The 23885-nt window shown below is 62.4% G+C and carries 20 protein-coding genes; 9 read left to right on the top strand and 11 right to left on the bottom strand.

Annotated features, from left to right (window positions below; all coding sequences use genetic code 11):
• The coding region (locus tag HP546_RS08480; protein ID WP_172222667.1) for an FAD-binding and (Fe-S)-binding domain-containing protein at positions 1-2655 on the bottom strand (2655 nt) is incomplete at its 3' end.
• 152 nt (positions 2656-2807) lie between these two features.
• On the opposite strand from HP546_RS08480, the gene HP546_RS08475 reads away from it, so the two are divergent.
• Positions 2808-3692 (top strand): LysR substrate-binding domain-containing protein, encoded by an 885-nt coding sequence (locus tag HP546_RS08475; RefSeq protein ID WP_172222663.1) that lies wholly within the window; start codon positions 2808-2810, stop codon positions 3690-3692.
• Positions 3693-3732: 40 nt separating this feature from the next.
• Here the strand turns inward: HP546_RS08475 and HP546_RS08470 are convergent, their stop codons facing one another.
• The 7 genes from HP546_RS08470 to HP546_RS08440 form a co-directional block, all read right to left on the bottom strand.
• Entirely contained in the window at positions 3733-8280 is a 4548-nt protein-coding gene (locus HP546_RS08470) for a dermonecrotic toxin domain-containing protein (RefSeq protein WP_172222661.1), read from the bottom strand.
• A 185-nt stretch (positions 8281-8465) separates the two neighbouring features.
• Entirely contained in the window at positions 8466-9884 is a 1419-nt protein-coding gene (locus HP546_RS08465; RefSeq protein WP_172222658.1) for an amino acid permease, read from the bottom strand.
• 645 nt (positions 9885-10529) lie between these two features.
• Entirely contained in the window at positions 10530-11597 is a 1068-nt protein-coding gene (rluB, locus tag HP546_RS08460; RefSeq protein ID WP_172222655.1) for a 23S rRNA pseudouridine(2605) synthase RluB, read from the bottom strand.
• A 256-nt stretch (positions 11598-11853) separates the two neighbouring features.
• Positions 11854-12612: an SMC-Scp complex subunit ScpB gene (scpB, locus tag HP546_RS08455; protein ID WP_172222653.1), complete on the bottom strand. Its 759-nt coding sequence runs from the start codon at positions 12610-12612 to the stop codon at positions 11854-11856.
• Positions 12599-13324: a ScpA family protein gene (locus HP546_RS08450; protein ID WP_172222672.1), complete on the bottom strand. Its 726-nt coding sequence runs from the start codon at positions 13322-13324 to the stop codon at positions 12599-12601. The genes scpB and HP546_RS08450 overlap by 14 nt, the downstream gene beginning before the upstream one ends.
• 125 nt (positions 13325-13449) lie before the next feature.
• The gene (locus tag HP546_RS08445) at positions 13450-14079 is read right to left on the bottom strand and encodes an L-threonylcarbamoyladenylate synthase (protein WP_172222650.1); all 630 of its coding nucleotides are present in this window, start codon (positions 14077-14079) and stop codon (positions 13450-13452) included.
• Positions 14080-14092: 13 nt separating this feature from the next.
• On the bottom strand, positions 14093-14953 hold the full coding sequence (locus tag HP546_RS08440) for a PHP domain-containing protein (protein WP_172222648.1): 861 nt from the start codon (positions 14951-14953) through the stop codon (positions 14093-14095).
• 67 nt (positions 14954-15020) lie between these two features.
• Here HP546_RS08440 and HP546_RS08435 point away from each other — a divergent pair, with 67 nt between their 5' ends.
• From HP546_RS08435 to HP546_RS08415, 5 genes are all read left to right on the top strand, one after another.
• Complete coding sequence (locus HP546_RS08435; RefSeq protein WP_372242420.1) at positions 15021-15614, top strand: septation protein A; 594 nt, start codon at positions 15021-15023, stop codon at positions 15612-15614.
• Between the two features lies 1 nt (position 15615).
• Positions 15616-15915, top strand: coding sequence for a YciI family protein (locus HP546_RS08430; RefSeq protein ID WP_015271283.1), 300 nt, complete (start codon positions 15616-15618; stop codon positions 15913-15915).
• A 141-nt stretch (positions 15916-16056) separates the two neighbouring features.
• Positions 16057-16734 (top strand): response regulator transcription factor, encoded by a 678-nt coding sequence (locus tag HP546_RS08425; RefSeq protein WP_172222643.1) that lies wholly within the window; start codon positions 16057-16059, stop codon positions 16732-16734.
• 116 nt (positions 16735-16850) lie between these two features.
• A complete protein-coding gene (locus tag HP546_RS08420) occupies positions 16851-17267 on the top strand; it encodes a Spy/CpxP family protein refolding chaperone (protein WP_172222642.1) in 417 nt (138 codons plus the stop codon).
• Positions 17268-17325: 58 nt separating this feature from the next.
• Positions 17326-18666, top strand: a complete 1341-nt coding sequence (locus HP546_RS08415; RefSeq protein WP_172222641.1) for a HAMP domain-containing sensor histidine kinase — start codon at positions 17326-17328, stop codon at positions 18664-18666.
• A gap of 92 nt (positions 18667-18758) precedes the next feature.
• Here HP546_RS08415 and HP546_RS08410 read toward each other — a convergent pair whose 3' ends face one another.
• A complete protein-coding gene (locus HP546_RS08410; protein WP_172222640.1) occupies positions 18759-19316 on the bottom strand; it encodes an NAD(P)H nitroreductase in 558 nt (185 codons plus the stop codon).
• A 102-nt stretch (positions 19317-19418) separates the two neighbouring features.
• Here HP546_RS08410 and HP546_RS08405 point away from each other — a divergent pair, with 102 nt between their 5' ends.
• Entirely contained in the window at positions 19419-20873 is a 1455-nt protein-coding gene (locus tag HP546_RS08405; RefSeq protein WP_172222639.1) for a TrkH family potassium uptake protein, read from the top strand.
• Here the strand turns inward: HP546_RS08405 and HP546_RS08400 are convergent.
• Entirely contained in the window at positions 20830-21891 is a 1062-nt protein-coding gene (locus tag HP546_RS08400; protein WP_172222638.1) for an AraC family transcriptional regulator, read from the bottom strand. The two genes, HP546_RS08405 and HP546_RS08400, sit on opposite strands and share 44 nt — an antisense overlap.
• 153 nt (positions 21892-22044) lie before the next feature.
• Between HP546_RS08400 and HP546_RS08395 the strand changes: the two genes are divergently transcribed.
• On the top strand, positions 22045-22356 hold the full coding sequence (locus HP546_RS08395) for a DUF962 domain-containing protein (RefSeq protein ID WP_172222635.1): 312 nt from the start codon (positions 22045-22047) through the stop codon (positions 22354-22356).
• Positions 22357-22367: 11 nt separating this feature from the next.
• Here HP546_RS08395 and HP546_RS08390 read toward each other — a convergent pair whose 3' ends face one another.
• Positions 22368-23180 carry a UDP-2,3-diacylglucosamine diphosphatase gene (locus HP546_RS08390; protein ID WP_172222630.1) on the bottom strand — a complete coding sequence of 271 codons (813 nt, stop codon included), beginning with the start codon at positions 23178-23180 and terminating at the stop codon, positions 22368-22370.
• A gap of 201 nt (positions 23181-23381) precedes the next feature.
• Between HP546_RS08390 and HP546_RS08385 the strand changes: the two genes are divergently transcribed.
• A partial coding sequence (locus tag HP546_RS08385; protein ID WP_172222626.1) for an EamA family transporter occupies positions 23382-23885 on the top strand: 504 nt, incomplete at its 3' end.

Genomic DNA, 23885 nt, shown 5'->3' with positions numbered 1-23885 from the left:
TTCCTGCGGCAGCAGCACCTTCGGGCAACCCTCCAGGCCTGGCACCTTCTGGTACTCCTGGCGATACACCAGGGTCATCGCCGGGTCCAGGCCCACCAGCGGCACACCACAGTCGGCCAGGGCCTTGAGCTGGGTGCCGTTGCGGACCGCCGCCTTGGCGAACGCCCCAAGGAAGCCCTGCACATGCAGCGGCTTGCCGTTGGCGCTGTACGGCGCCAGGAACACCCGGTGGCCCAGGCGATGGGCCAGGTCGATGAAGGCCGACAGCAACGGTGTTTCGAAGTAGCGGGTAAAGGCATCCTGCACCAGCACGATGCTGCGCTCGCGCTGGGCCGGAGTCAGTTCACGCAGGGCCGGCACGCTGGCCACGCCGACATGGCAGCGGGCCAGGGTGGCCTGGAAGTTGAAGCGGCTGATCAGCGGGCTGTCGACCATGCCGACCTTGTCCGCCAGCAGCTTGCCCACGAATCCGGAGCCCATCACCGCGTTGTACAGCCCCGGTGCATGCGCCAGGTACGGGACGGTGAACTCCAGCGAACCGATCAGGTAGTCACGCAGCGGGCGCTGGTAGCGACCGTGGTACAGCTCGAGGAAGCGCGAGCGGAAGTCCGGCACATTGACCTTGATCGGGCACTGGCCGGCGCACGACTTGCACGCCAGGCAACCGGCCATGGCGTCGTACACTTCATGGGAGAAGTCTTCCTGGCCCTGGCTGCGCGCACGGTTGTTGCGCAGGCGTGCCGGCAGGCCCCTGAGCCACGACACCTTGTTGCGCGCCGCAGCCAGCACGTCGATGTTCGCTGCGCCTTGCAGGCGCAGCCACTCGCGCATCAGCGAGGCACGGCCCTTGGGCGAATGCTGGCGTTCACGGGTGGCCTTCCACGACGGGCACATGGCGTCGTTGGGGTCGTAGTTGTAGCAGGCGCCGTTGCCGTTGCAGTGCACGGCGCTGGCAAAGTCCTGCCAGACACGCTCGTCGATGGTGCGATCAAGGTCGCCGCGCAGGGGCACGCCATCGACCTTGGTCAGGCCTTCGGCGCTGTCTGGCGGCGTGCAGATCTTGCCGGGGTTGAGCTGGTTGAAGGGGTCGAAGGCGCCCTTCAGGCGCTGCAGCGCCGGGTACAGTTCGCCGAAGTATTCCGGCACGTACTCCGAACGCAGACCCTTGCCGTGTTCGCCCCACAGCAGGCCGCCGTAGCTTTTGGTCAGTGCCGCCACGGCGTCGGAAATCGGCTTGACCAGTGCTGCCTGGGCCGGATCTTTCATGTCCAGTGCGGGGCGCACATGCAGTACGCCAGCATCGACGTGGCCGAACATGCCATAGGCCAGGCCGTAGCCATCGAGCAAGGCACGGAAGTCGGCAATGTAGTCGGCCAATTGCTCTGGCGGCACGGCGGTGTCTTCCACGAAAGGCTGCGGCCGCACCTCGCCTTCGACGTTGCCCAGCAACCCGACCGAGCGCTTGCGCATGACGTAGACGCGGGTAACCGCTTCAGATCCCTCGGCCAGGGTATGGCCCAGGCGCTCGACACTGGTATCGGCTTGCAGGTGCTCGACAAATGCCTGCACCCGGGCGTTGACCTCGGCCGGCTCGTCGCCGCAGAACTCCACCAGGTTGATACCCAGGGTCGGGCGCTCGGGGTCGGCCGGGAAGTATTCGGCAACGCTGTGCCAGACGATATCCTTCATCGCCAGCATCAGCACCTTGGAGTCGACGGTCTCGATCGACAGCGGCTTGTGCGCCATCAGCGCATTGGCGTCACGCAGGGCATCCATGAAGCTGGTGTAGCGCACGTTGACCAGCACCGCGTACTTGGGAATCGGCAGCACGTTGAGCTTGGCCTCGACCACGTAGCCCAGCGACCCCTCGGCGCCGCACAGCACGCTGTTGAGGTTGAAGCGGCCCTGCTCGTCGCGCAGGTGCGCCAGGTCGTAGCCGGTCAGGCAGCGGTTGAGCTTGGGGAAGGTGGTTTCGATCAGTTCGGCCTGGGTTTCCTGGATATCGCGGGCCATGCGGTACACCTCGCCGACCCGACCGGGCGTGGCGCAGGCCTGCTCCAGCGCAGCATCGTCGATCGGCAGGCTGTGCAGGTGCTCGCCACCCAGCAGCACGCTGTGCAGTTCCAGTACGTGGTCGCGGGTCTTGCCGTAGGTGCAGCTGCCCTGGCCGCTGGCGTCGGTGTTGATCATGCCGCCGACAGTGGCGCGGTTGGAGGTGGACAGCTCAGGGGCGAAGAACAGACCGTGGGGCTTGAGCGCAGCGTTGAGCTGGTCCTTGACCGTACCGGCCTGCACCCGCACCCAACGCTCCTCGACGTTGATTTCGAGGATCTTGTTCATGTGCCGCGACAGGTCGACGACGATGCCGTCTGTCAGCGACTGGCCGTTGGTGCCGGTGCCGCCGCCACGCGGGGTCAGCTTGACGTCCTGGAAGCGCCCTTCCCCCATCAGTGCAGCAACCCGCGCCACATCGTCGGCGTCCAGCGGAAACACCGCCGCCTGTGGCAGACGCTGGTAGATCGAGTTGTCGGTGGCCAGCACCGTGCGGGTGCCGTAGTCGGCACTGATCTGGCCGCGGAAGCCGCTGTTGCGCAGGGCTTCGAGGAATTCGGGGTAGTTGGCGCCGGGTGCAACGGTGGAAAGCTGGGCGATCATCGAAGGATGGCCTCTTGATATAGGCTAATTCACGGGATTCCTGTCGTCCCGGCATGGGTGTTTGCATGCAGGGATGACGTATAGACCAATGTTCCTGTAGTTTGGCGTCAGGGGCAAACGGATAATCCTGCCGCTATCAATGACTTTTATGAATGAATTACCGCCACCTGACACCGTCCATGTCGCTGCTGCTGGCTTTCGAGGCCGCCGCCCGGCATGAAAGCTACACCCGCGCCGCCGCCGAACTGTCGCTGACCCAGAGCGCGGTCAGCCGCCAGGTGCAGGCACTGGAGCAGCAACTGGGCCTGACCCTGTTCCGCCGTGAAGGGCGCCAGGTGCAGCTGACCGATGTTGGCCGCCTGTACCAGCGCGAACTCAGCGAGGCACTGGGGCGCATCCGCAGCGCCACGCTGCAGGCGCTGGCCTATCAGTCGGGGGTCGGCACCTTGCGCCTGGCCACCCTGCCCACCTTTGGTTCGAAGTGGTTGTTGCCCAGGCTTCATGAGTTCTACAGCGCTCACCCAGGGATGCTGGTGCACATTCATTCAAGGATCGAAGCTATCAACTTCGACACCAGCGAGATCGATGCGGCCATCGGCGTAGCCAGCCATGACCTGCCAGGGCTGATCTGCCATCGCCTTCACGCCGAGGAACTGGTGGTCATACTGCCGCCGGAAGCCGGCACAGATACTCAAGGCTGGGGCCCGGCACGAATCAGCCAGGAAGTGCTGCTCAACGTAGCGAACAACCCGCATGCCTGGGGCGAGTGGTTCTCGCACCACAGCCTGCCGCACCGGGGCATGCGCCTGGGGCCCAGTTTCGAGCTGACCTCGCACCTGATCCAGGCGGTACGGGCCGGGATCGGGATCGGCCTGGTGCCGAGAATCCTGGTTGACGAGGAATTGAGCAAAGGCGAGCTGTTTAGCCCAGGCAGCGCCATTGCCAGCCAGCGTAGCTATTACCTTGTCTACCCTTCGCGAAATGAAGCGCTGCCGTCGCTGAAAGCTTTTCGTGGCTGGCTGCTGGGGCAGATATAGGGAGTAAGCATTCCTGGAATTGTGCCTGCCCCCCTATCATTCATTCGGGGATGTTAACGTTCCACATATATGCCGCGCGCTGCATGGCCGCCTCGGTCAACGCCATACGCTGATCACGCAACCAGTCCGCCTCCCATTGGTTAAATGCCTCCATGCCCTCTGCATCATCTGCCTCATGTAACCGATTCTTTTCGATGATTCGTTGTGCTGGTAACTTGAAGCGTGCCGGCGACGTCCGCTCAAGGTATTTTCGCCAGTACGCTTGCTCACAAAACCATGGGGCCATTTCGGCAACCACTTGATGTTCCCGGATGTCCCTCAACACCCTAGGACGGTCTACAGCCCTTCGGTCAAACTCACGGGTAAAACGCATAACAGGACGGCGAATGGGAAGTTGCAGGTCATCGTACAGCTCGATTCGATACATCAACTGCACGTCGACCGACTTCGCAGCCATTCCCAATTCAAAAGCATGCATCGAAGAAAACTCATCCAGCTTTTGCATCCGCCAAAATTGACCACCGACCCTCAACAACTCTGCCTCCGAGTGAGCTTCAGGATTTCGGATAAGCCCCCACGTCTGAATCTTCATCTCAAGATCGATAAAATGAGAGAGCGCATCATCACCACAGGTATTGACCTCCGACTCCCTGAAGAAATCAGCCCTGAAGCTGTATTGCTCCCGGGTGTCGGCCATCAGTTTTTCCCTGCCTGCATTCAACCCAGTTTCCTGTGCCAGCTCGTTCTCAACGATCGTGGCAAGTTCATCCTCTGTGATCACAAGCGAATCTCCGGCATCCTTGATCGCCTCCATCATCTCCTGCACCCGATAAGCAAGCTCATTCGCACCGTTATCAGAGGCGAACTCTGCAGAGGTACTCAAGCGTTTGAGGAGGTCGAAAAAATTATGCGAGCCGGGCAGTTCTTCAATACTCTGCCACAACGATGCCAGCTCGTCCCTGAACTCCGGATCCACAGCGTCCTCCCACTGATAACGCTGAGGCACAGGATTCAGAATACTCTCCGGGTCATACCACCGCCTCTCTGCTTCACCGCGCATTCCTACCCGGAATCTTCCCCTGCGCACGATGGGTGACGCCCAAAAATCCGGATCGAATGAAGTGATCGTAGTGTCCGTCAGTTCAAACCTTGACAATTTCTGGTGCCTCAACACTCCCCCCGGCATGCTCGGGAGCCGGGTAGAACAAAGCAACAATGACCTCAACTCCGGCATCCCGCTGATTGAAAAGCCAACGTTCAGCGGGTTATTCGACAAGTTCAGGTACAACAGCGCCGTGCAACTCTCCAGCACCTCCACCTGCCGGGCGTCCAGTTTTATTCTGTTCCCTGACAAGTCCAACGAGGTCAACTGGCCACGAAGAAAGGGGGGCAAGGAAATTTTGCGAATTTGACCATTGGTCAGGTCAAGCGCCTGCAAGTTCGGGAACGCACGCAGAAAGTTTCCAGAAATTTCCGTCAATTCGGAGTCTCTCAGCGCGAACTGGGTCACGTGTGGGAAGACGATGGACTCCGGTAGCTCAGGAAGTTGCTGAAACCCCATCCCGATATCCCATAGCGCGCTTGGCACCTTGAGATCCAGAAATTTTCCGAGTATCGAAAGACGCCACCGCGCAATCAGTGTTTTGCGAAAACCATAACGCGCCAACCATTCAAGCTTGAACGCACCGAGCCGCTGCCAACGCGTCAAGCTGGTTTTCAATATTTTAAGCTGGCTCTCAAATTCACGTATTGCCGTCTCGGCATTTTCAGGCCCTGCGGCACTGAGCCACGCCTCGATCTGCTCGTCACTGGCGCCGGCGCACAACGTTCGTAGCCGGGTTGGCAGCGCGGCGGGCGGGCGGCTGCCGAACAGCCGGCCACCGCCTGAAAGTGGATAACCTATCCTGCCATCATCCAGACGTCTGGGCAGCAAGAAGGGCGCCGAAGGTTGATCACCTCCGAACAGGCGCTCGATGTCCTGCCGGCCTGTCATCCACTGCCTTGCCACTGCTTGCCGAAGGTTGACGGCAAAGGGCTCTGCAATCCCCATGGCAGCACGCTCTGCTGTGCTGAATGCATCGGCCAGGGTTTCAAACAATTCTCCGGGTGTACTTTCATCGTTGCCCTGCGCATCTCGCAACCAGAATGCACCGTCCTGGTAAAGCAAGCTTGATGCAGTGGACTGGCTACTTGGCGCGGGCAATGCCAAGCGGCCTTGCGCATCTATCAAGTGCCAGCTTTTGTCAGCAGGCACGCCAGGCAGCCCCTGCACAAGCTTGAGGATAGCCCTGGCAAAATCGAACGTCTGCGGCACGTCGATCCACAAGCCTTCCCCCACTCGCGTCACCCTTATGCGCAAAACCCGCTCCCGCGCAGCCAGCGCCATGGCCAGCGGCACACGCCCCGATTCGGCCATCTGGGTGCGCTGGGCCTCACTCGCTTCGGCCAGCACCTGCTGCGCAGCCAGCTGGTGCAGGCTGGCAAAAGCCCGCCGCAAAGGGCGAGTGGTTTCATCCATCACGTCCAAAGGCTCATAGAGCATCTGGAACAGCTGCCGTCGATGATCGGCAACGACTTGCGCCAAGCCTTCATCCGCCAACCCGGCGGCACCGGGAAGCTCATGCGCTTTGAGCAACAAAGGCCGGTCCGCGATCTGCTCACCGGAACGCAAGCATCGCTGCAGATCAGCCACGCGCTCGGCCATCAAAAACCGGTTTACCGTATCAATCAGCTCAACCTCGGGCGCCTGGCCAAAAACGTGCAAAGCCCTCAGGTGCAGGTCGCTGAGGCCATGCACGGCAATCACATGATCAACCAAGCTGCGTGGAAGCCGAGCGCACGGGCCGCCCAGTCGGCTGAACATCCGTTGAGTATCACTCCATTGCTCTGGCCGTTCGCTCCAGAGCCGCCATGCCCCGGCGCCATTGTGCTCCAGCTGAGGCGAATGATTCGCGTGCGGACGAAGGTACCATTCCCCGTCAACGCGCTCACTCACCTGGTAGTAAGCCCCATCCATCTCAATCCAGCTTTGCGCGTCCTGACGGTAGATCCCCTGCGCATCAACTACCGCAGTCACCGGTGGTGGCTGGCTTACATAAGGCGCAAGATCCTGGTTCCACAGCTTTTCACTGCCGTCCTCCAATACAGCAGGCACCATGTCATCGACCATTACCGCTCGTTGCCACGCATGCCGCACGGCAACACCTCCAACACCCACCGCTGCCACCATCGCCAGGGTCTTGCCCACGTTGAGCAGATGGTCCAGCGCTGCGGCGTCGTCGCCCTCGCGCCAACCCGCCGCGGCTTGAAAGGTTTCGTCCAGCAGGTCCCAGGCCATCACGGCCAGCAAGATAACTCCCAGCTGTGGAACAAACAGGCTGGCAAGCGTCAATCCCGCCCATCCCTCAGCGGCGATACGCCGGTCATGCTCCGCCTGCGCTGCACTGTCGATCTGGGCTACAGGCACCGCAATCATGGCTGCGTCATGCTTGATCTGCCTGATCCGCCTGGCCGCTAGCCCCTGGAATAGCGAATCCAGGTCACGGGTCATGTGTTGATCCAAGTCTCGGGTAGCAAAATCAGCAACATCGCCCAGTCGCTTCTGCACTTCGGAAAAAAAATGCTGGCTGTCACGTCTGCGCACAAAGCGACTGAAGAACTTGCGATACTGCTCATCGCGCAAGCGACGCCCCAGCACCCTGCGTGCAAATCCTTCAAGATCGTCATTCACGCTCCACGGGCCCTGCGGATCCGCAGGTATGTAAACCAGTACGGCTTGGCTGGTATTACGTAAAACGCCCTCATCGATCACATCGAACACTACAATCTGCTGAAGCTCGCAACCGAGTGCCTGCAGTTTCTTGGCAACGACCGGAGCACCTGCCAGTCGACCGGGGCGACCTTGGCGGTAGAGACCGATCACCCACTCCAGTTGCAGTTCGCTGAGAATGCCGTCCGAGCGCGCTTTGAAGGCGTCGACCAGCATCATCGAGCGGATCTGCCTTTGCAGCGACTCAGCGAAGCTGTGCTCGCCTTCACCTCGACTTCGAGGCGCCTCCAACACCGATTGCAAATGGCTCTGGTATTTCCCGCCTATATCAAGGCTGCGGCACGCCTGAATGAATGCCCTGGCCGAAGGCTGCGCAATTTTCTGCCCTGCCAGATCGACCAGGCTATCCGCATTCATGCTGATGTGGTCCTGGCTGAAGTTCTGCAATGCCGCCCATAACAACGGAGTGTCGTACCAGTCGCGCTCTTGTATCGGTAGTCGACTCGTCGCCCAATGCACCGAAGGCGATGAATAGGTGTACCACTGGCGCAGGAAAAGCCCGTCCGGCGGCGCATTCAGCCCTACCTGAGCGGCAACGTGTTTGCGCGCAAACTCATCGATGCCCTGCACCCTGGAAAAGGTTGCGCGGAGCTGGCGTCGCGCGGCTAGCCCGGCGTGCAATGCCTCGCTCAGCAATGCAAAGTGCGCCGGGTTCAGCATTTTCAACCAGCCAGGAAGCCGGCTGGCAATAAAACTGTCCTGAAAGCTGCGCAGTTGTTCAGTCACATCGGACTGCGTGGAGTGATCGTCGTAAGCCATGTCTGCCTGGAACCCCGTTCATGAGTAGCTCCAGCATCGGCAGCGGCAACCTGCACCGGGCGGTATCCGGTTGCCACCTGTCATTACCCCCCCATGCGCACGGCGATTGATGGCACCTTTGGACAAGGCAAAAAAAACCCGAAGCCAGTCACCTGGCTTCGGGTTGGGTGGTCAGCTACAGCGGCTTATTTGGCCACGCTAGCGGCAGCCGCACGCACCTGCGCCTTGCGTCGCGGTTTGACCATGTAGATCACGAACATCGCAAACAGCCACACCGGGATTGCATACACGGAAACCTGGATACCCGGGATCATCAGCATGATGCCAAGGATCAGCACCACGAAGGCCAGCACGACATAATTGCCGTACGGGTACCACAGCGCCTTGAACAGCGGCTTCTGGCCGGTGCGGTCCAGATGCTGGCGGAACTTCAGGTGCGAGTAGCTGATCATCGCCCAGTTGATCACCAAGGTGGCCACCACCAGCGACATCAGCAGTTCCAGGGCGTTTTGCGGCATCAGGTAGTTGAGCAGCACGGCAACCAAGGTAACCGCAGCCGACACCAGGATCGAACGCACCGGCACGCCGCGCTTGTCGACCTTGGCCAGCGACGCCGGGGCATCACCCTGCTCAGCCATGCCCAGCAGCATGCGGGCGTTGCAATAGGTACCGCTGTTGTACACCGACAGCGCCGCAGTCAGTACCACGAAGTTGAGCAGGTTGGCGGCAACGTCACTGCCCAGCAGCGAGAACACCTGCACGAACGGGCTGCTGCCATAGCTGCCACCCGAAGCGTCGATACTGGCGACCAGGGTGTCCCACGGCGTCAGCGACAGCAGCACCACCAAAGCGCCGACATAGAAGATCAGGATGCGGTAGATAACCTGATTGATGGCCTTGGGGATCACGGTTCTCGGCTTGTCGGCCTCGGCAGCGGTGAAACCGAGCATTTCCAGGCCACCAAAGGAGAACATGATGAACGCCAGGGCCATGACCAGCCCGCTGACGCCATGCGGGAAGAAGCCACCGTGCGACCACAGGTTGGTGATCGAGGCGTCAGGGCCACCGCTGCCACTGGTGAGCAGGTAGGCACCCAGGCCGATCATGCTGACAATGGCCACGACCTTGATGATGGCAAACCAGAATTCGGCCTCACCGAAGAACTTCACGTTCATCAGGTTGATGGCGTTGATCAGCAGGAAGAACGCCGCCGCCGTGACCCAGGTGGGGATCTCCGGCCACCAGTAGTGAACATACTTGCCGACCGCCGAAAGCTCCGACATGCCCACCAGGATGTACAGCACCCAGCAGTTCCAGCCCGACAGGAAGCCGGCGAAACCACCCCAGTAGGTGTGGGCGAAGTGGCTGAACGAGCCGGCCACCGGCTCTTCGACGATCATTTCGCCAAGCTGGCGCATGATCATGAAGGCGATGAAGCCGCAGATGGCGTAGCCAAGGATCATTGACGGGCCGGCGGATTTCATCACGCCTGCCGAACCGAGGAACAGGCCGGTACCAATTGCACCGCCGAGGGCGATCAATTGGATGTGACGGTTCTTCAGGCCCCGCTTCAGCTCGCCTGAATGCATGTTTTGTCCACTCATGAACGAAGTCACCTGCATTGTTTTTATCTGTGACGGAATCGGACCCACCGCGCTCGTGGCGCAGCGGAATGGGCAAGGTGGTTACCTTGGGTTTCTTGACCTCGGTTGCCGCCGTAGCGGATCAGCCGGGCGTGATCAAGAGTGCGCGGTACGCAAAGGAGTCACAGGTAAAACGCGGCGCACTGTATACCCCTGCAAACGCGCAGGCGTCAACGCGTTGCATCGTTTCCTTGGGAAAAAACGCAGCGATCCTGTGGTATGGGCCTTGAAAGGCGGAGTGATCGGCGTACATGGCGCCTCCATTTGTTGTTTTGTCAGCCAGGCTCTATGGACGGGCTCTTGCACGGGGCAATGGCGGCTATAACACCGTGGTACGGGGGTTTGGGCAAGGGTGGGCAAGGGCCGCGCGGCGGGTTTGGGGCAGGCGTAGCGGCAAGGTTTGTTTACAGGATTGGGCATCTTCTGAAATGCGAAGTGAAATGGCTCAGGCTTGTATAGATTTCTTTACAGCGTGGTTCGGGAACTTGCCAGTCGTCCGAAAAAATTCTTTTGCTTCAGTATGTTAGGGCTGCTTTGCAGCTCCGGGTTCTCAACAGGCATAAAAAAACCAGCCCGAAGGCTGGTTTTCTCTATCGCAAAGGCTGATCAGCCACGCGGCTTGCCGCGACCACGGCCGGCCGGCTTGGCGCCGTCAGGCTTGGCCGGACGCTTGCGCATATCGCTCGGGCGTTCTGCCACGGCGCTGCCACGGCTGCCCTTGCGCGGGGCTTCTTCACGCGGCTGACGCGCTGGGCGCTCGCCAGCAGCGGCACCTTCCTGGGCAGGGCGCAGGCTGCGCACGCGCTCGCCACGGCCCAGCGGACGGGACGATTTGCGCTGCAGGCGCTCCATCTTGTCCTTGGCCTTGAGGTTCAGGGTCGGCAGCGCTACCGGCTGCAGGCCAACCTCGGCGGCAAGGATGTCGATTTCGCCCTGGCTCATTTCGCGCCAGCGGCCCATCGGCAGGTCGGAGTTGAGGAATACCGGGCCGAAACGCACGCGCTTCAGGCGGCTGACCACCATGCCCTGGGATTCCCACAGGCGACGTACTTCACGGTTACGGCCTTCCATCACCACGCAGTGGTACCAGTGGTTGAAGCCTTCGCCACCCGGTGCCTTCTGGATGTCGGTGAACTTGGCCGGACCGTCTTCCAGCATTACGCCGGCTTTCAGGCGCTCGATCATTTCGTCGTCGACCTCACCACGCACACGTACCGCGTACTCACGGTCCATCTCGTAGGACGGGTGCATCAGGCGGTTGGCCAGTTCACCGTCGGTGGTGAACAGCAGCAGGCCGGTGGTGTTGATGTCGAGGCGACCGATGTTGATCCAGCGGCCTTCTTTTGGCCGTGGCAGGCGGTCGAACACGGTCGGGCGGCCTTCCGGGTCGTCACGGGTACAGATTTCGCCATCGGGCTTGTTGTACATGATCACCCGGCGGGTGGCCTCGGCGGCCTCCTCGCGCTTGATCAGCTTGCCGTCCACGGCAATGGCGTCGTGCAGGTCGACGCGCTGGCCGAGGGTAGCAGCAACGCCATTGACCTTGATGCGGCCCTGGCTGATCCAGGCCTCGACGTCACGGCGTGAACCGACGCCAATGCGCGCCAGCACTTTCTGCAGCTTTTCGCCGGATGGAGGGGTGATCTCGGTATCTTGCAGGTTTTGCTCACTCATCTGGGCACCTCCCGGTGTAGGAATGAAAACAGGTTTCTGGCGACGAATGCGCCAAAAGGCCGCGCATCATACGCGGTTCGGCGGGTGAACGCACTGGAGCGTAGAGGGTTTTGTGGGCATTGGCAGGGGTTTCTGCCAGATGGTGATGTGGAGGCACTGCCGGCCTCTTCGCGGGTGAACCCGCTCCCACAGGGTTTGTGGTACCTCTGTAGGAGCGGGTTCACCCGCGAAAGGGCCAGTGCAGGCAACCGATGAATCAGGGCTGCAGCTTGTCTTGCGCCTCCAGCTCTTCCTCGCGCAAATCATCAAAGTCGGTCTTCAGCCCTTCCTCCATGGCATCCAGCTCCACCAGCAAGCTGCGGAAACTGGTCTCATCCTTCGGCTCTGCAGGCTCTTCGTCTTCACCAAGGCTGGCATCGGCCAACGCCTGCAGGTGTGCCGGCACCGGCGCATCATCCGGGTCCAGCAACGGCTCAGGTTCCATTTCCCGCAGGTCGGCCAAAGCCGGCAGGTCTTCCAGGCTCTTCAGGTTGAAATGGTCAAGAAACGCCTTGGTAGTGGCGAACATTGCCGGCCGGCCGGGCACTTCACGGTAGCCAACCACGCGAATCCACTCGCGCTCCATCATGGTCCTGATGATATTGCTGTTTACCGCCACGCCGCGCACGTCCTCGATCTCGCCACGGGTGATGGGCTGACGGTAGGCGATCAACGCCAGGGTTTCGAGCAGCGCACGCGAATAGCGCTGTGGGCGCTCCTCCCACAGGCGACCGACCCAGGGGGCATAATCCTCGCGAATCTGCAGGCGGTAGCCGCTGGCTACCTCCTTGAGCTCGAAGGCGCGGCCACTGCACGACTTGCCCAGCACCTCCAGGGCCTGCTTGAACACCCTGGGCTCTGGCCGTTCGGCCTCTTCAAGCAGTTCGTACAGGCGCTCCAGTGATTGCGGCTTGCCCGAAGCCAGCAGAAAGGCTTCGATCAGCGACGCCAGGTCGCGGGGTTCATTCAGGTTCATCAGGTTCTTCAACAAGCGCCGGGCGAAGCCGCACGTGAATGGCGGCGAAAGGTTCATTCTGCAGCAGTTCAATCAGCGATTCCTTGACCAGCTCGAGAATCGCCATGAAGGTCACCACCACGCCCAGCTTGCCTTCCTCCGCGGAAAACAGCTCGACGAACGGGACAAAGGCGCCACCCTTGAGCCGTTCCAGCACCTGGCTCATGCGCTCGCGGGTAGACAAGGTCTCGCGGCTGATCTGGTGGCTCTCGAACAGGTCATTGCGGCGCATCACCTCGCTCATGGACATCAGCAGCTCTTCCAGGCTGACCTGGGGCAACAACTTGCGAACCTTGGCCTGCGGCGCTTCCAGCCGTGGCACCACGACCTCACGACCAAGCCGCGGTAGCTCGTCGATGCCTTCGGCAGCGGCCTTGAAACGCTCGTACTCCTGCAGGCGGCGGATCAGTTCGGCGCGCGGGTCGCCCTCCTCCTCCTCGACGTCGGCCGAGCGCGGCAGCAGCATGCGCGACTTGATCTCGGCGAGCATGGCCGCCATCACCAGGTACTCGGCGGCCAGCTCCAGGCGCACGCTCTTCATCAGTTCCACGTAGCCCATGTACTGACGGGTGATCTCCGCCACCGGGATGTCGAGGATGTCGATGTTCTGCTTGCGGATCAGGTACAGCAACAGGTCCAGCGGGCCTTCGAAGGCTTCGAGGATGACTTCCAGGGCGTCTGGCGGGATGTACAGGTCCAGTGGCAGCTCGGTCAGGGCTTCGCCGTAGACCAGCGCCAATTGCAGCTGCCGAGGCAGGTCGGCCTGTTCGGCCGGTGCCTCGGGCGCGTCCACCTGGGTCACGCGCTGACCAGGAACGGCGAGGGATCGCCGCAGCCTTCGCGGATCAGCGCAGGCTCATCGCCGGTCAGGTCAATGATGGTCGATGCCTTGAGGTCGCCGTAACCGCCATCGATGATCAGGTCGACATGGTGCTCCAGGCGCTGGCGTATCTCGTACGGGTCGGTCATCGGTTCTTCTTCGGGCGGCAGGATCAGGCTCACGCTCATCAGCGGTTCACCCAACTCTTCCAGCAGCGCCAGCACAATCGGGTTGGACGGTACGCGCAGACCGATGGTGCGGCGCTTTTCGTGCATCAGCAGGCGCGGCACTTCCCGGGTCGCGTTGAGGATGAACGTATAAGGCCCAGGCACATGCGCCTTGAGCAGGCGAAAGGTGGACGTATCGATCTTGGCGAACAGCCCCATTTGCGACAAGTCGCAACACAACAGGGTGAAGTTGTGCTGCTTGTCAAGCTGGCGCAAGCGCCGGACCCGCTCGATGGCGCCCTTATCGCCAATCTGGCAACCGAGCGCATAGGCAGAATCGGTCGGGTACACCACCACGCCACCCTTGCGGATGATCTCGACGGCCTGTTTGATCAGGCGCGCCTGCGGGTTTTCCGCATGAATCTGGAAAAATTGGCTCACGTAGTCTTCCTGTTCATACCGCCATAGGCTGTTCATGGCTGAATCGGCGCCACAGAGGTGGCAGGTCCTCGGGCAAGGGCCGGTAGGCACCTATCTCGCCCCAGGTGCCGGGGCCGTGGAAATCACTGCCAGCGCTTGCCAGCAGGCCGAACTCTCGGGTGAGGATGGACATCGTGCCCACCTGCTCGGCTGGCATCATTCCGTTGACCACTTCAAGTGCCTGCCCGCCTGCCTGAATATAGTCGGCAATCAGCCTTCTGCGCTTGCTGCGGGTCAGGTCGTAGTGCATGGGGTGCGCCAGGCTCACCCAGGCTTTGGACTGCCGCAGGGTGGCAACGGTTTCGTCGAGGGTCGGCCAATGCTGCTTGACGTCGCCCAGCTTGCCGGCGCCCAGCCACTTGCGAAACGCTTCGCCGCGGTCCTTGACGTGCCCGGCACGCACCAGGTACTCGGCAAAATGCGGGCGCGCCGGGGCGTTGCCGCTGTCGCCCAGCTCCTGCTGCACGGCGCGGGCGCCGTCCAGCGCGCCGGGCATGCCTTTGGCCGCCAGCCGTTTGTCGATTTCTTCGGCGCGCAACCAGCGGCCGCGGTGCAACGCCTCGATCGCTGCCAGCAAAGGCGGCGCGTCGAGCGGGAAGTCATAGCCCAGCACGTGGATGGTTGCACCACCCCAGGTGCACGACAGTTCAACGCCACTGACCCAGCGCATGCCCACGTCCCGGCAGGCCTGGCGCGCTTCAGGCAGGCCTTCGAGGGTGTCGTGGTCGGTCAGGGCCAGCGTCTGCACCCCGTGTTCAAAGGCGCGGGCAACCAGTACAGAGGGCGCCAGGGCGCCGTCGGAGGCCGTGCTGTGACAGTGCAGATCAACATTCATGGAGGAGCGCTTTCGCTGGATTCGATGTTTGTTATTATGCCGTCACATCCCGATTCTGGCTGCCATTGTGAAACAATTCATCGATTTCATCCCGCTGCTGCTGTTCTTCATCGTCTACAAGCTCGATCCGCGCCCTGTGGAGGTGGCTGGCCACAGCTTCGAATTCGGCGGCATCTACAGTGCCACGGCCATGCTGATCATCAGCTCGCTGGTGGTCTACGGCGCGCTGTTCCTGCGCCAGCGCAAGCTGGAAAAGGGGCAGTGGCTGACCTTGGTGGCCTGTCTGGTGTTCGGCGGCCTGACCCTGACCTTCCACAGCGAAACCTTCCTGAAGTGGAAGGCGCCGGTGGTGAACTGGCTGTTCGCCCTGGCCTTTGCCGGCAGCCACTTCATCGGTGACCGGGTGCTGATCAAGCGCATCATGGGCCATGCCCTGAGCCTGCCCGATGCCATCTGGGCGCGCCTGAACGTGGCCTGGATCGCGTTTTTCCTGTTCTGCGGTGCGGCCAACCTGTTCGTCGCCTTCACCTTTCAGGAATTCTGGGTCGACTTCAAGGTGTTCGGCAGCCTGGGCATGACCGTGATCTTCCTGGTGGCGCAAGGCGTTTACCTGTCGCGCCACATGCACGATGACCCCTCTACCTCCAAACCCAAGGATTGACATGCTCTACGCCATTATCGCCAGCGACGTCGCAAACTCCCTGGAAAAGCGCCTGGCCGCACGCCCGGCGCATATCGAGCGCCTGCAGCAGCTGAAGGCCGAAGGCCGTGTGGTGCTGGCCGGCCCACACCCGGCCATCGACAGCAACGACCCGGGCGAAGCGGGTTTCAGCGGCAGCCTGATCGTTGCCGAGTTCGATTCGCTGGCTGCGGCGCAGGCCTGGGCCGATGCCGACCCTTACATTGCTGCAGGCGTGTACGACAAGGTCGTGGTCAAGCCGTTCAAGCAAGTGCTGCCTTGATCTGAGACCGCATCGGCTTCTCGCGGCCGGGCCCGCGAAGAAGCTGACCGGTGCGGGCAGTTATACGGTTGCCATCAGTCTGCGGTATCTTTGCCACTGGCGGGCCGAATAGCCGCCGTCAATGGTTGAATTGAGTGAGTCATGAGCGAGCTGTTACTGATTGATGATGACCAGGAACTGTGCGAGCTGCTCGGCAGCTGGCTGACCCAGGAAGGGTTTACCGTCCGTGCCTGTCACGATGGCGTAAGCGCACGCCAGTCCTTGGCCGAGCATGCCCCTGCAGCAGTGGTGCTGGATGTGATGCTGCCCGATGGCAGTGGCCTGGAACTGCTCAAGCAGCTGCGCAGCGAGCATGCCGAACTGCCGGTACTGATGCTGTCGGCCCGCGGCGAGCCGCTGGACCGTATTCTGGGCCTGGAGCTGGGCGCCGATGACTACCTGGCCAAACCCTGCGACCCGCGTGAGCTCACCGCTCGCCTGCGCGCGGTATTGCGCCGCAGCCACCCCACCGCCACCACCAGCCAGGTAGAACTGGGCGACCTGGTGTACAGCCCCGCCCGTGGCGTGGCAAGTATCGATGGCCGCGAGATGACCCTGACCCTGTCCGAAAGCCGCATTCTGGAGGCCCTGCTGCGCCAGCCCGGCGAGCCGCTGGACAAACAGGAACTGGCGCAAATCGGCCTTGGGCGCAAGCTGACCCTGTACGACCGTAGTCTGGACATGCACGTGAGCAACCTGCGCAAGAAGATCGGCCCGCACGCCGATGGCCGTCCGCGCATCGTCGCCCTGCGTAGCCGTGGCTATTACTACTGCCTGTAGTTTGCGGGTCATGGCCATTCTTTACCGAGCCTTTACCCTTCCCTGACTGCGCTTGACGGTGATCTCCCTAGACTGTGCTCATCCGGTAATCACCGGCCTATGAAAGGAGAGACACCATGCGCAAGACCCTTATCGCCCTGATGTTCGCCGCCGCCCTGCCGACCGTTGCCATGGCCATGCCAGAAGGCGGCCCGCGCCACGACGGCCCGCATCACCGCGGTGATGCGCCTTTCCACCAGCTGGACCTGAGCCGCGACCAGCGCCAGCAGATCGGCAAGCTGATGGGCGAGCAGATGAAGCAGCGCCGCGACATCAACGAGCGCTACCTGGCCAAGCTGCCGGCCGCCGACCAGAAAGCCATGAAGGACGAGCTGCAGGCAAGCCGCGCCAAGACCGACAGCGCTGTACGCAACCTGCTCAAGCCTGAGCAGCAGAAGAAGTTCGACGAACTGCAAAAGGAACGCGCCGCCAAGAAAGCCGAATGGCAGGAGTTCCAGGCCTGGAAAGCTGAAAAAGGCAACAAGGCCCAGTAACCTGTCCGCCCAATGCCCGGCCCGCCTCAGTGCGCGCCGGGCTTTTCCCGTTTAGGAGGTGCACTTGCGTTCACTGTTCTGGCGCATCCTGGCCAGCTTCTGGCTGGCCATCACCCTGGTTGCAGGCCTGTCGATCCTGCTGGGCCACATGCTCAACCAGGATGCCTGGATACTCAGCCGCCACCCTGGCCTGAATACGCTGGCCAGCAAGTGGGCCAGACACTACGAACAGGAAGGGCTGGATTCGGCACAACACTTCCTGGAGCGGCGCAAAGACCGCTACAAGATCGACGTGCAGGTGCTCGACGACAGTGGGGAAGCCGTGGTGCCCGGCACCTTCCCGCGCCGCGCGGCCGCGTTCGAGGCGCGCCAGCACAATGACGAGCGACGCTTGCCGTGGCGTCGGCTGACCGAGGAATACACCAGCCCCGACACCGGCGAAACCTACCTGCTGATCTACCGCATCCCCCACCCGGCGCTGGATGCCTGGCACCGCGAAAGCCTGCTGTGGCCACTCAGTGCGCTGGGGATCGCCCTGGTCGTGCTGACTTTGTTCAGCCTGCTGGTGACCCTGTCCATCACCCGCCCGCTCAGCCGCCTGCGCGGCGCCGTGCATGACCTGGGCCAGTCGACCTACCAGCAGAACAGCCTGGCGCAGCTAGCCTCACGGCGCGACGAGTTCGGCGTGTTGGCCAAGGACTTCAACAAGATGGGCGCGCGCCTGCAGAGCACCCTTGGCAGCCAGCGCCAGTTGCTGCGCGACGTTTCGCATGAGCTGCGCTCGCCACTGGCCAGGCTGCGTATCGCCCTGGCTCTGGCCGAGCGTGCCGGGCCGGAGCAGCGGGAAAGCCTGTGGCCGCGCCTGACCCGCGAATGCGACCGCCTGGAAGACCTGATCAGCGAAATCCTCACCCTGGCACGGGTGGATGCCGAACAGGCCCATGCCGAACCGGTCGACATCAACGCGTTGCTGGGGAGTGTGCGCAAGGACGCTCTGCTCAGTGCGCCGGACCAGGAGGTGCGCCTTGAAGCACAGCCGGGGCTGACCTTGCAGGGCTGGCCAACCCTGATCGAGCGTGCCGTGGACAACCTGCTGCGCAATGCCCTGCGGTTCAACCCGGTTGGCCAGCCGATCGAGGTCAGCGCCGTGCGCGAGCAGGACCGGATCGTGTTGAGCGTGCGTGACCATGGGCCGGGGGCGGCAGTGGAGCATCTGGCGCAGCTTGGCGAGCCGTTCTTCCGGGCGCCGGGGCAGGACGCGCCGGGGCATGGGCTGGGGCTGGCGATCGCGCGCAAGGCGGCGGAGCGCCATGGCGGCAGCCTGGTCCTGGACAATCATCCACAGGGTGGGTTTGTGGCCAGGCTGGAGTTGCCCCTGGCGGAAGCAACCGGCAGTTGATGTGATGTAAAGGCACCCGGCCCCTTCGCGGCGATCCGATTCACCCGCGAAGAGGCCGGCAGCCCTGATCAAGCCTTCAGGCCAAGGCTGCGTTACTCACCCCAGCCACTGACGAAATCGGCAGTCTCCAGCACTGGCGCCGTACGCGGTTCGTTCAGCGGCGTACCAACGTACAGGTAACCGATCAGCTCCTCGTTCTCGTTCAGCCCCAGGCCCTTGTGCACATGGGCATCGAACGCCATGTCGCCAGTGCGCCATACCGCCCCGATGCCCTGCGCATGCGCGGCAATCAGGATCCCGTGCGCCGCACAGCCGGCCGCCAGGCGCTGCTCGGACTTGGGCACCTTGAAGTGATCCTGAAGCTTGGCAACCACCACGATCAGCAACGGCGCCCGCAGCGGCATCGCGCGCGCCTTGTCCAGGGCAGCCTGGCTGGCATCGCCCTTTTGCTGCACGGCTTCGGCGAACAGCTCGCCCAGCTTTTCACGGCCCTGGCCTTCGATGGTGAGGAAACGCCACGGCCGCAGCTGGCCATGGTCCGGTGCCCGCAGGGCAGCCTGGAACAGCGCCTCGCGCTGGGCGGCATTGGGCGCCGGTTCGGTCAGGCGTGGCACGGATACACGGTTGAGCAATGCGTCGAGAGCCTCCATCGGCTACCCTCCTGGCAGTTGAATGTGCGGCCATTCTAGCGTTTACATCACCAGACCCATAGGTAGAATGGCGCCCTTCCGTTTCGAGTCAGAGCAGATCACATGGCGTTGCCGACCTTAAGGATCATTGGTTTCATCATCGGCATCTTCCTGATCACCCTCGCCGTCAGCATGGCCGTGCCGATGGCGACCCTGGTGATCTTCGAACGCACCGGTGACATGCCGTCGTTCCTGTGGTCGAGCCTGATCACCTTTATCGCCGGCCTGGCCCTGGTGGTGCAGGGGCGACCCGAGCATGTACACCTGCGCCCGCGCGACATGTACCTGCTGACCGTCTGCAGCTGGCTGGTGGTGTGTGTGTTCGCCGCCCTGCCGTTCCTGCTTACCCAGCACATCAGCTATACCGACGCCTTCTTCGAAAGCATGTCGGGCATCACCGCCACCGGCGCCACCGTGCTCAGCGGCCTCGACAGCATGTCGCCGGGCATCCTGATGTGGCGCTCGATGCTGCACTGGCTTGGCGGTATCGGCTTCATCGCCATGGCCGTGGCGATCCTGCCACTGCTGCGCATCGGTGGCATGCGCCTGTTCCAGACCGAATCGTCTGACCGCTCGGAAAAGGTCATGCCGCGCTCGCACATGGTCGCCAAGTCCATCGTCGGGGTGTACGTCGGCTTTTCGATCTTCGGTTCGCTGGCCTTCTGGTGGGCCGGCATGAGCCCATTCGATGCGATCAACCACGCCATGTCGGCGATCTCCACGGGCGGTTTCTCCACCTCCGACCAGTCGCTGGCAAAGTGGGATATCCCCGCCGTGCACTGGGTCGCGGTAGTGGTGATGATCATGGGCAGCCTGCCGTTCACCCTTTACGTGGCGACCCTGCGCGGCAACCGCAAGGCGCTGATCCGCGACCAGCAGGTGCAGGGCTTGCTGGGCATGCTGGTGGTCACCTGGCTGGTACTCGGCACCTGGTACTGGTACAGCACCAACCTGCACTGGCTTGATGCCCTGCGCCATGTGGCACTGAACGTCACCTCGGTAGTGACCACCACCGGCTTCGCCTTGGGCGACTACAGCCTGTGGGGCAACTTCTCGCTGATGCTGTTCTTCTACCTGGGCTTCGTTGGCGGCTGCTCCGGCTCGACCGCAGGCGGGATCAAGATCTTCCGCTTCCAGGTTGCCTACATCCTGCTCAAGGCCAGCCTCAACCAGCTGATCCACCCGCGCGCGGTGATCAAGCAGAAGTACAACGGCCACCGGCTCGACGAAGACATCGTGCGCTCGATCCTGACGTTCTCGTTTTTCTTTGCCATCACCATTTGCGTCATGGCGCTGCTGCTGTCGTTGCTTGGCGTGGACTGGATGACCGCATTGACCGGTGCTGCCGGCACGGTTTCAGGTGTGGGCCCAGGGCTGGGTGAAGTGATCGGCCCGTCTGGCAACTACGCCACGCTGCCTGATGCAGCCAAGTGGATCCTGGCCGGCGGTATGCTGCTTGGTCGCCTGGAAATCATCACGGTGCTGGTGCTGTGTATGCCGGCGTTCTGGCGTCACTGAGTAGCTCGCTGTCCGCGCCCAGACGGGCGCGGTATTCGCTGGGCGTGGCATCGAACCAGCGGCGGAAGGCCCGGTAGAAGTTGCTGGGGTCGGCAAAACCAAGCAGGTAGGCGGTTTCCAGCAAGGTCATGCCGGGCTGGGCCAGATACTGTTCGGCCAGTTCGCGGCGGGTGTCGTCGAGCAGCGCCTGGAAGCTGGTGCCCTCCTCCTGCAGGCGCCGCTGCAAGGTGCGCTGCGACAGGTGCAAGGCCTGGGCCAGGGTTTCGCGCTTGGGCTCGCCCTGCGGCAGGATGCGGCACAGCACCTGGCGTACGCGGTGGGTAACGCGGCTTTCGGAAAACCGTGCCAGGTACTCCCCGGCAAACCGGTCGTGCAGCACCGCCATGGCCTCGTTGGCAGTCGGCAACGGCGCCTCCATGTCGGCCCGCTCGAACACCAGCGCATCGTGCGCCGCGCCGAACACCAGCGGCGAATGGAACGCCACCTTGTACGGCTCCACATTCTTTGGCTGCGGCCCTTGCACCAGCACCCGTCGCGGCTGCACCGGCCGGCCGCTGAGCCATTTGCACAGCGCCAGGGCGCAGGCCAACGACGCTTCTGCACTGTGCCGGGTCGGCGGCAAGTGGTCGCCGTGCACGGTGAGGATCAGCGAATAGCCCTCGGCGCCGAGGACGAAGCTGAGGTCGGAGCTTTCGGCGATGATGCGCTGGTAGCGCACCAGGCGCTCGAAGCCCTCGGCCAGCGTGCGGCTGGACATCAATGCATAACCCACCACATGGAACGACGCCGGGCGCACCACGCGCGCCATGTTCAGGCCGATGGCCTCGTTGCCCGACAGCTCCACTGCCAGCTGCCAGAGACGGGTCATGGAGTCCTGGGGGAAACGCGCGTCGGGGTCGTCAAGGGCAGCGAAGTCCAGGCCCAGCTGCTTGAACATGGCCCGGCAGTCCAGCCCTTCCAGTTCGAGTGCCTTCACAATCCCTGATGCCCAGCTGGCTGACGTGGTTCTTTCGCTCATGACAGGCTTCTTATGCTGACCGCTCCTGCGGTGAACCCCAAGGATACTCAATTGGCGCCTATTGTCACTGGTAGGCCCCGCCAGTCACTCTAGACTCGAATCAGGCTCCACGCCGTGCATATTGTCCAGAAGTATTAATCCCGGAGCACAGCCATGAACAGCACAGCGCAGTTTCGCAGTTTTGCCGAGTTCTATCCGTACTACCTGGGGGAGCACAGCAACCCCACCTGCCGCCGGTTGCACTTTGTCGGCACCAGCCTGGTGATCGCCCTGCTGGCCTATACCATCGGCAGTGGCAAGTGGTTGCTGTTGCTGGGCGTACCGCTGTTCGGCTACGGCTTTGCCTGGGTCGGGCATTTCTTTTTCGAAAAGAACCGGCCGGCCACTTTTACCTACCCGTTTTATAGCCTTGCCGGGGATTTCGTCATGTTCAGGGATATCCTGCTGGGCAAGATCCGCCTGTAGCGTGGCCGCCCCTAGGCCGGCTCCCGCTCGGCCGCCGCTGCCTGCACCTGCCGCGCCTGTGCGTCCGCCAGCCGATACAACTCGATGCTGCCATCCCAGTGCTCGATCAACGCTGTGCACGACTCCACCCAATCGCCGCAATTGAGGTATTCCACCTCCCCCACCTTGCGGATCTCGGCATGGTGGATGTGCCCACACACCACCCCCTGAAAACCACGCCGGGTGCACTCGTGGGCGATGGCATCCTCGAAATCGCTGATGAAGTTCACCGCGCCCTTGACCTTGTGCTTCAGGTAGGCCGACAGCGACCAGTAGCCATAGCCGTAACGCGCACGCCAGTGGTTGAGCCAGCGATTCAGTACCAGGGTGAACTCGTAGGCGCGGTCACCGAGAAACGCCAGCCAGCGGTGGTAACGGGTAATGACATCAAACTGGTCGCCATGGATCACCAGCAGGCGGCGGCCATCGGCAGTGAGGTGTTCGGCCTCGTCCACCAGCTGGATGTTGCCCAGCATCAGCCTGGAGTAGCGGCGCAGGAATTCGTCGTGGTTGCCGGTGACATAGATCACCTCGGTGCCGCGCTTGCTCATGGTCAGCAGCCGGCGGATCACGTTGGTGTGCGCTTGCGGCCAGTAGATACCGCTGCGCAGCTTCCAGCCGTCGATGATGTCACCCACCAGGTAGACGCGGTCGGCCTGGTAGCCCTTGAGGAACTGCGACAGGTGCTCCGCCTGGCAATCGCGGGTGCCCAGGTGCACATCGGAGATCCACAGGGTACGCACGCGTTGCTTGCGCGAGGGACGGGAGAGTTCGGCATGGGTCATGGACAGGCTCCGGCGCAGTTTGCTGGAGACTGGCAGGCGCGTGTGACAGCGCTGTGGCAAAACGGTGACGAGTGATGACTGTCAGCAGTCTTGCGACAGAACGGTTTGCCGAGCCTTTACACTTGCCTGTGCCGGCCTCTTCGCGGGCTTGCCCGCGAAGAGGCCGGTATAGTCAGCAGACATCTTCAGCAAGGACCCTTCATGAACCACCGCACTGCCCTGGGCGCCCTGCACATTGGCGCGCTGTTCTTCGGCCTCACCGGCGTCTTCGGCAAACTGGCCGCCAGCGCCAGCCCGGCAATCATCGTTTTCGGCCGCGCCGCTTTTGCCGTACTTGCCTTGGCACTGTTTGCCAGCCTTACTGGCCCGGGCTGGCGACGCCTGAGCGGCCAGGACATCCGCCGCCTGCTGCTCGGCGGTGTGCTGCTGGCTGGCCACTGGGTCAGCTTCTTCATTGCGGTAAAGGTCGGCGGCGTGGCCATCGCCACCCTCGGCTTCGCCAGCTTCCCGGCCTTTACCGTGATCCTTGAAGGCGTGTTGTTCCGTGAACGCATCCGCCGCAACGAAGCCGTGCTGGTAGTGCTGGTGAGCATCGGCCTGATCCTGGTCACGCCGGCATTCGACCTGGCCAGCGAGGCCACCGGCGGCCTGCTCTGGGCGCTGCTCTCGGGGCTGTTGTTCTCGCTGCTGTCGCTCACCAACCGC

Origin of the sequence: Pseudomonas sp. CM25 (assembly GCF_013179705.1) — a bacterium.
Classification (GTDB): Bacteria; Pseudomonadota; Gammaproteobacteria; order Pseudomonadales; family Pseudomonadaceae; genus Aquipseudomonas.
The sequence above is the reverse complement of the archived record's forward strand: the minus strand, read 5'-3'. Positions and strand labels throughout refer to the sequence as shown.

Bases quoted from the DNA above. Each gene is read 5' to 3' on its own strand.
- HP546_RS08390 (WP_172222630.1), bottom strand. From the start codon at position 23,180: ATGACCCATGCCGAACTCTCCCGTCCCTCGCGCAAGCAACGCGTGCGT.
- HP546_RS08430 (WP_015271283.1), top strand. From the start codon at position 15,616: ATGCTCTACGCCATTATCGCCAGCGACGTCGCAAACTCCCTGGAAAAG.
- HP546_RS08405 (WP_172222639.1), top strand. From the start codon at position 19,419: ATGGCGTTGCCGACCTTAAGGATCATTGGTTTCATCATCGGCATCTTC.
- rluB (WP_172222655.1), bottom strand. From the start codon at position 11,597: ATGAGTGAGCAAAACCTGCAAGATACCGAGATCACCCCTCCATCCGGC.
- scpB (WP_172222653.1), bottom strand. From the start codon at position 12,612: ATGAACCTGAATGAACCCCGCGACCTGGCGTCGCTGATCGAAGCCTTT.
- HP546_RS08440 (WP_172222648.1), bottom strand. From the start codon at position 14,953: ATGAATGTTGATCTGCACTGTCACAGCACGGCCTCCGACGGCGCCCTG.
- HP546_RS08395 (WP_172222635.1), top strand. From the start codon at position 22,045: ATGAACAGCACAGCGCAGTTTCGCAGTTTTGCCGAGTTCTATCCGTAC.
- HP546_RS08420 (WP_172222642.1), top strand. From the start codon at position 16,851: ATGCGCAAGACCCTTATCGCCCTGATGTTCGCCGCCGCCCTGCCGACC.
- HP546_RS08400 (WP_172222638.1), bottom strand. From the start codon at position 21,891: ATGAGCGAAAGAACCACGTCAGCCAGCTGGGCATCAGGGATTGTGAAG.
- HP546_RS08410 (WP_172222640.1), bottom strand. From the start codon at position 19,316: ATGGAGGCTCTCGACGCATTGCTCAACCGTGTATCCGTGCCACGCCTG.
- HP546_RS08425 (WP_172222643.1), top strand. From the start codon at position 16,057: ATGAGCGAGCTGTTACTGATTGATGATGACCAGGAACTGTGCGAGCTG.
- HP546_RS08475 (WP_172222663.1), top strand. From the start codon at position 2,808: ATGAATTACCGCCACCTGACACCGTCCATGTCGCTGCTGCTGGCTTTC.
- HP546_RS08470 (WP_172222661.1), bottom strand. From the start codon at position 8,280: ATGGCTTACGACGATCACTCCACGCAGTCCGATGTGACTGAACAACTG.
- HP546_RS08465 (WP_172222658.1), bottom strand. From the start codon at position 9,884: ATGAGTGGACAAAACATGCATTCAGGCGAGCTGAAGCGGGGCCTGAAG.